This is a genomic window from Polaromonas sp. JS666 (assembly GCF_900103405.1).
Lineage (GTDB): Bacteria > Pseudomonadota > Gammaproteobacteria > Burkholderiales > Burkholderiaceae_C > Polaromonas.
In genome coordinates this window covers 21596-28101 of record NZ_FNHX01000019.1, presented here as the reverse complement: position 1 = coordinate 28101, position 6506 = coordinate 21596, and the positions used below count along the sequence as shown (strand labels likewise).

The following is a 6506-nucleotide window of genomic DNA, read 5'->3' as shown; positions in this document are numbered from 1 at the left end:
GGGTCGCCTTTTCTTTTGCTTACTTTTCTTTTGGCGAAGCAAAAGAAAAGTGAGTAGCTGCCGGGCTACCCCCGGCCAGCAAGCCTCAGCAGAGAGAGCAGAAAGACAGAGAGAGAGGAGAGGGTGAGGAAGGGGAAGCGCGCCCGCCGGAGCAAGACCCGGCATCACCCCTTCTCGTACCTCGCCAACTCAACCCAAAAAACACTCCCCCGCCCCTGGCGATCCGCCATCCCCACCGGATGCCCCAGCAGCTGGCTCAGGCGGTAAATCGCCGCCAGCTCCAGCCCGAAGCCCTCGGCCGTGCCCTGTTGCGGAATGCCTTGCGGAAAAATTTGCTGGCGTTCGTGCGCGATGCCCGCGCCCGTGTCCCAGAGTTCTATGCGCCACTGGCCGCGGCGCGGCCTGGCCGCCAGCAGCACGCCGCCGCCGTGCGTGTTGCGCAAGGCATTCGACAGCAGGCTGCCCACCAGCCGCGCCAGCAGCACCGGGTCCGACAGCGCCTGCCCCGCGGCCGCCCGTGTGCGCAGGCGCAGGCCTTTGTCGCGCGCCAGCGGCATATGCGCTTCGGCCACCGTGTGGATCAGCGCGGCCAAATCCACCGGCTGCGTGTGCACCGTGAGCGAGGCCGGGTCCAGCCCCGCGAGGCTGAACAGCGAATCAAACAGGTCGTCGATCTTGCGTGTCGAGTCGGCGATCTTGCGCGCGATCTGTGTCGCGAACTCCGGCTCCAGCGTCAGCCAGTCGGCATACAGGCCCAGCGAATGCACCGGCCGGCGCAGCTCGTGCGCGGCGCTCGCGATAAAACGCGTGCGCACCGCCTCCGCGTCCGCCACCGCGCGCTTTCGTTCCTCCAGCGCCTTGATCAGCTCCTGGCGGTCGAACTGCCGCTCCAGGCTGATGTGCCGGGCCCGGAACATGCGCCGCCCCGTCACATGCGCCACCGCCAGGAACACCAGCACCACCGCCATCTCGGCACCGGTGTCCAGCGCCGCGGGCACGCCGCCCCCAAAGTCCATGCGCCAGACAAAGGCCGCCAGCACCGAGGCGCCCAGGCCGTTGCAGTACGCCGAGAAAGTGCGCAAACACGGCGGCGACGAAGACACCGCCGTCGCCGCGAGGCCCGACAGCATCAGCATGCAGATCAGTTGTTCCTCCACGGGCGCCCGGTGGTAGACCACAAACATCAGCGCGCCCCAGACCACCGCGCTCAAGGGCCAGGCCCAGCTGTGCAGCGACATGAACTCCCGCAGCGCCACCCCGTCGGCCTCCGCCAGGCGCGTGCGGTAGGCGTGCAGGATGGCGTAACGCAGCAAGGTCAAGGAGCTTGCCGCCACCGCCCATACCCCAAGGTCCAGCGGGTCCACATGCCGGTACAGCATCGCCACCGTCGCCATGATCGCCAGCACCGCCGTATGCAGCGTGGGCTGGGCATGCCGCATAAAAGCGTGGGCCAGTTGTGTGTTGACCCAGGACTCGCGCGGGCTCATCGGTGGGCGCTTCCGGTGGCGGCTGGCGGCAAGGGCGTCATGGAGAAAGAAGAAGAAAGGATTTTTTCCGTAAGCGGGAACACGATGACGATAACAACAACCATATCAGAGGGAAGGAGGGGTTCCTACGTAGCCAGCTTAGGGAAATCCGCCATGCCTTCGCGCCGGGAAGGTCTGCATGCAGACATTCTTTGCGGGGTTTGGTGAATTGGCCGCGGCGCGGCCCTTGCCGGCGCGGCTCCTTTAAAGGCTTAACGGCAGCCGGGGCGCGAAAGTTCTGCCTTGCGCCTGCCCCGCGTGCGGCCCCTCCGGCCCCAGGCTGATCTTGCCAGTGTTGGCGGGCTTGGGCGAGCCGTCTTTGGTTGTCGTTGGGGGGTGCTTGCGGGGGTGGAACGCATACCTTTTTATTCATGGCTGTGAGGAAACAAGCCCGGCAGTTGTTCCATGCAAGGCATAGGAGGCGGAACGGTTCGGGGCTTTGGGCTCTATGGGTCCTGGATCTCCTGGATAAGATGCCGGTTATTGTTCAGGAGCAGACATTCAACCAAGTGGCCTTCGGCTAAGGGCTCTTCCCGATTGAGAAAGCGTCTTCACCGGCGACATTACTAAAACCCATGATCGGCGATGATCCGAAACATCGCAGTTTGCTGGCGGTTGATTGAATTTCAAAAAAAGCTCCGGAAAACGCCATTCATATCTACCCATAAAAACTTGAAAGCCAACTTTGACAATGACCTCACTACTTGCCTTCCGTCTGAGTTCAACAAGCTGCCAGCCTCGCCGCCTCTTGCTGTCGCAGTTTTTAATTTTGATTTTGGTCTTCATGGGCGGGTGCGCGACACGCGAGAAGCTGGCCATGGCGGATGTTCCGGAGCAGATCGTGTTGACAGATAAAGTGTCTTACAAGGTGAAGGCCTTCAACGGCATGCAGTGGGAATACATTGCGTTGCCAGGAATCTATGACGCAGAGCGCAAGGACTCCGGCGGGGTCTATTTTTATGGACCCGGTCGATCTATCGTTGAAATAGGCGAACTGTGGGGAAACGTGCCGCGAGTAAAAGTGGGCGGGATTTATTTGCCGAACGACAAATTACGACCAGTGGAGATGGTGTACGCATTTGAAAACAAGGTCCAAACCACCACCGACCTGAATCAGTACATCCTTGACCGGGCGATCACCACCACGGCAATGCCCGCCCTCCGCCCGGGTATTGGCGCCGGCGCAAATATAGTGGGAAATGCAGTAGGTGGGGCCGTGGTATCCGCGATGTTAGAAGCCGGCGAAGGCGAAATTACCCGCATAACCATCAAGGATCAGGCTATCGCCGAATTGCTTCGCTCGGCACGAAGCCCCAAGGCGGTGCCAGAAACAAATGCAGTGCGTTCAAGCACGGCAAAGTGAACGGAGGCCCGCTATGGGCCAGGGCGTCTGCTGCCGGCTAGAAGCGGATATTGGGAGAGAGCCATGAATGGCGTTGTGAGTTTCCCCGGTTTGCCAGGAGCCCGGGGTTGAAAAATAGAAACAAATATCGGACGGAGGGGACCATAAAAAAAACGATCGCACTCGCTTGCATCACCCTATCCGCGCAGGGAATGCACGGCAATGTGTCTGCCCAACAAGGGCTACTGTCTGCCGGTGATTACTACCGTGACATGGGCGTCATTTTTGGTGTCATCGAAGCCGTACACGATATTGCCGACATATGTTCAGAAGAGTTTCCAGAGACCCGGGAAACCAATGAAAAGCATTACCAGGCATGGCGCGCCGGGCATCAGGATCTTTTACAGGAAGTAGAGCGCCACAGGGCCAGAATTCTGGAGCACGCCGTTCTGGGTGCCCGGTATAAGCTTGATCTGCATAACCGGAATCTCACGTTTAAAACAAACCAAAGACTGGCCCTGGCGAAGGATGGAGCGGCAACATTCCGCGCCAACTGTAATCAATACGGTGATATGACCCGATTACAGCAATGGGACATCAATAGCTCACTTGCGAAACAAGTAGCGACCATGCGCCGCGGTCCACCGCAATAGGTTCCAATGGCCGTTCAAACTGAGCTCAACATCGCGGAAATCCTGCATGAATCAGGTGCCGTCAGATTCCGCTACGCCCGGATCCTGGCTTCCGATGGCGCGAGATGGATTCGCCATGGCCTTTTCGTTGAGTACGGCCAAGACGGCACCGTCGTTTCGGAAGGGCACTATCTCAATGACAAGGAGAATGGCCCGTGGCGTGACTATCACCTCAATGGGAAACTGGCTTCAGAGGGCCGTTACCTTGAAGGTAGGGAAGTTGGCATATGGCGTTTCTGGAATGCCGAGGGAGTTGCAGAGGAATCGACCAACTACGGCTCCTGATGGCCGCAATCTGCCAGAAGCAGAGATCGCCACAACAGCATGATCAATCCCAAAGTATGAAACTCAAGCAACCACTCCTCGCTGCTCTTTGGGTCCTCGGCCTCGGCCATGCCGCCATGGCCGCACCGCCGGTGACCACCATGGACCCCCGCAGCATCGGCTTCACCATGGCCACCATCGCGGCGGACAAGCTGCAATTTGAAGCACCCACGGCGCAATCTTCTGCGGGCGCGCCGCAGTTCCACGAAGATGAGTGGCGCCAGATTGAGTTCTTTCCCGCGGCTCGCCTGCCGGAGCTCCAGACGCGGCTCAAAGAGTTCAAGACCTTCGAGCAGCAAAACCGGGTTCCGCAGGGCTGGAAGAACATCTATGCCCGGCGTATGGCGGGCGCACCCCTTGCCGGCACGCCAGGCCCCAAAGAAGTCGCTGCCTTGCTTCAAGGCAATATGGCACCGGCGCCTATCCTGACCACCACCTCGGCCCCCCTGGGCCAGGTCAAGGGCGGCTTCACCATCCGGCTGACAGGCTCGGTATTTCTTTACGGCATTGCCGATGGGGCCACCGTCACTTCACTGGCGGCCATGGTGGAGCGCGGTGGCGATGAGCGTGTCCTGACTGCCGCCTTCATCCGCCTGTACACGCAATACAAGCTTGTTCTGGTGGACTGGCGTGGGCAGATGCTGCTGACCTCTGTGGAGCCCAATGGGGAGCTTGGGATCTGGCGGCCGTGAGGGCGAAGTCCGCCAGCACTGTTTCAAGTCGCAGATCCGCCTGAAAGGTTCTATGCTCCAAACTGCAAACCCGGAAGGGATCCCGCAACTACCCCTCACGCTTGTCTTCGCAATCGCTGCGACTTCCTGCCTGGCCGGAGGAACACTTGTCTTTTTTGACAAAGAAGTCGTCTTGGCGGTTTTTAACCAACTGTTGATTCCTGGACGCAATACCTTCTACGCGATTGCAGACCCTACTCCGTGGTTCTACTTCCCGATCAAGCTCTTCTTCGCAGGTAACCTGTTCGTTACCGTTCCTTTGCTCGCGGCCTGGTTTGCATCGACTGGCTACAGGCAATATGCAAGAACAGTCGCGCTTCTTTTTGTGTCTTCTATTCTCCTGAGTAGCGCAGCTTTTCTTTTGTTCAGGCAATACATGCAGGTTCAACTCACCGATGTCTGGATGGGGGGAAAGCTCCAGCCTCCGAGTCCGAGGGGATCAATGACGCCATTGGGACAGGTTCCCATCGTCATGCTCACACTGTCGGGGCCCTTGCTGGCCTCCGCCTTTGTGTTGATGCGTCGGCGCCGCATCGGTCGCAAGCCCGGGGCGGAATGAAAGATGGCACAAGTATTGGAGGAGGATCATGAGAAAAATAATCGCACTTGCCTGCATGGCCTTGTCCGCGCTGGCCATGCACGGCAATCTGTCCGCGCAACAGGGGCCCCGGTCCACCGGCCAGTATTACCGTGACCTGGGCGTCATTTTTGGCGTCATCGAAGCCGTCCGCGACATCGCTGACATATGTTCGGAAGAGTTTCCGGATACTGAGGAAGACAATGAAAAGCACTACCAATCCTGGCGCACCAGGCATCTGTCGCTTTTAGAGGAAGTTGAGCGCCACAGGACCCAGATTCTGGAGCACCCTGTTCTGGGTGCCCAATACAAGCGCGATGTGTACAACCGGAATCTCACGTTTAAAACAAACCAAAGACGCGCCCTGGCGGCGGGAGGAGCGGCCACGTTCCGCGCTAATTGCAATAAGTACGGTGAGATGAGCAGCTTGCCGCAGTGGGACCTGGAGACATCATTGGCGGGACACATCGCGACCATGCGTCGCGGACCACCACAATGATTTTCCAGGCAGGTGCCTGCACCAAGGCAATCGTGACGGACTCGGCCGGAAGCTGACATTGGTTGCGGATGGATGGGACTTTGATTTGATCTGGAGGGATGTGATGAAAGATGCAACAAGCAAGCGCTCGCGGCCTAAAAACAGGCTCACGATGTTTCGCATCGCGTGCGTAGCGCTCGTCGCTTTCCCGCCGCTTATTCCCCATGCGCAGGAGAATGTCTCGGGCAAGGAGCTCACCCGCCGCTTGCTAACCATCACCGCGGCCGATTTGCAGGAAAGTCCGCTCTATCCCTCGCTCAGTCGCAAGCTCGGCATGGTTCTGCAGCCGCAGCGCGAGCTTGGCAGTGCCAGCTATTCCTCGCGGATGACGCGGCTGGCAAAAGGGCCATCCCTGATGGGTGGGGAGACCTACCTCTACAGCATTCCTGTCGATGGCGGCTGGCGGACCTCCTTGACCGTCGCCATCGCGGAAGGCGGAGGCTGCGTTTCTCTGGCCGAGGCAGCGGCGCACGCTTCATGCGGGAAGTCGGAGCCGTATACCGCGCCGAACACACTTGTGGTGCGTACGCCCGGGCCGCACGGAATGGCGTGCCCCATCCAACAGGGGCGCGATGTCAATGCGAAGTTCTACGCGCCAGATCGCGCTTGCATCACGCATGTGCGCATTTCCGTCGATTGAACCTACGGCGGCCCTGAGCCGGTGTTCGCTTTTGGCTTCGCCGCCAAGGTCGTGTTCCGTTTGCCTTCAACCCTAACCCAGAGAAATCCCATGCCTGAAACCGCACGCCCGGAAGTGCTCTCCAGCCTGCCGCCTG

8 protein-coding genes are annotated in these 6506 nt (G+C 59.6%); 7 read left to right on the top strand and 1 reads right to left on the bottom strand.

What is annotated here, in order from left to right; all coding sequences use genetic code 11:
• Nucleotides 1-164: 164 nt before the first annotated feature.
• The gene (locus BLQ85_RS23560; protein WP_074580404.1) at nucleotides 165-1487 is read right to left on the bottom strand and encodes a sensor histidine kinase; all 1323 of its coding nucleotides are present in this window, start codon (nucleotides 1485-1487) and stop codon (nucleotides 165-167) included.
• 730 nt (nucleotides 1488-2217) lie between these two features.
• Between BLQ85_RS23560 and BLQ85_RS23555 the strand changes: the two genes are divergently transcribed.
• The 7 genes from BLQ85_RS23555 to BLQ85_RS23530 all read left to right on the top strand — a co-directional run bounded on the left by BLQ85_RS23555 (nucleotide 2218) and on the right by BLQ85_RS23530 (nucleotide 6370).
• The gene (locus tag BLQ85_RS23555) at nucleotides 2218-2889 is read left to right on the top strand and encodes a hypothetical protein (protein ID WP_074580403.1); all 672 of its coding nucleotides are present in this window, start codon (nucleotides 2218-2220) and stop codon (nucleotides 2887-2889) included.
• Nucleotides 2890-2996: 107 nt separating this feature from the next.
• Nucleotides 2997-3521: a hypothetical protein gene (locus BLQ85_RS24465; protein ID WP_139201103.1), complete on the top strand. Its 525-nt coding sequence runs from the start codon at nucleotides 2997-2999 to the stop codon at nucleotides 3519-3521.
• 6 nt (nucleotides 3522-3527) lie between these two features.
• A complete protein-coding gene (locus BLQ85_RS23550) occupies nucleotides 3528-3845 on the top strand; it encodes a toxin-antitoxin system YwqK family antitoxin (RefSeq protein WP_074580402.1) in 318 nt (105 codons plus the stop codon).
• A 56-nt stretch (nucleotides 3846-3901) separates the two neighbouring features.
• The gene (locus BLQ85_RS23545) at nucleotides 3902-4576 is read left to right on the top strand and encodes a hypothetical protein (RefSeq protein WP_074580401.1); all 675 of its coding nucleotides are present in this window, start codon (nucleotides 3902-3904) and stop codon (nucleotides 4574-4576) included.
• Nucleotides 4577-4628: 52 nt separating this feature from the next.
• Nucleotides 4629-5174: a hypothetical protein gene (locus BLQ85_RS23540; RefSeq protein WP_074580400.1), complete on the top strand. Its 546-nt coding sequence runs from the start codon at nucleotides 4629-4631 to the stop codon at nucleotides 5172-5174.
• Nucleotides 5175-5202: 28 nt separating this feature from the next.
• A complete protein-coding gene (locus BLQ85_RS23535) occupies nucleotides 5203-5691 on the top strand; it encodes a hypothetical protein (RefSeq protein WP_074580399.1) in 489 nt (162 codons plus the stop codon).
• A 103-nt stretch (nucleotides 5692-5794) separates the two neighbouring features.
• A complete protein-coding gene (locus tag BLQ85_RS23530) occupies nucleotides 5795-6370 on the top strand; it encodes a hypothetical protein (RefSeq protein WP_074580398.1) in 576 nt (191 codons plus the stop codon).
• Nucleotides 6371-6506 lie beyond the last annotated feature (136 nt).

Excerpts from the sequence above, each read along its gene's own strand:
- BLQ85_RS23540 (WP_074580400.1), top strand. The coding sequence starts at position 4,629 with ATGCTCCAAACTGCAAACCCGGAAGGGATCCCGCAACTACCCCTCACG.
- BLQ85_RS23545 (WP_074580401.1), top strand. The coding sequence starts at position 3,902 with ATGAAACTCAAGCAACCACTCCTCGCTGCTCTTTGGGTCCTCGGCCTC.
- BLQ85_RS23560 (WP_074580404.1), bottom strand. The coding sequence starts at position 1,487 with ATGAGCCCGCGCGAGTCCTGGGTCAACACACAACTGGCCCACGCTTTT.
- BLQ85_RS23535 (WP_074580399.1), top strand. The coding sequence starts at position 5,203 with ATGAGAAAAATAATCGCACTTGCCTGCATGGCCTTGTCCGCGCTGGCC.
- BLQ85_RS23550 (WP_074580402.1), top strand. The coding sequence starts at position 3,528 with ATGGCCGTTCAAACTGAGCTCAACATCGCGGAAATCCTGCATGAATCA.
- BLQ85_RS23530 (WP_074580398.1), top strand. The coding sequence starts at position 5,795 with ATGAAAGATGCAACAAGCAAGCGCTCGCGGCCTAAAAACAGGCTCACG.
- BLQ85_RS23555 (WP_074580403.1), top strand. The coding sequence starts at position 2,218 with ATGACCTCACTACTTGCCTTCCGTCTGAGTTCAACAAGCTGCCAGCCT.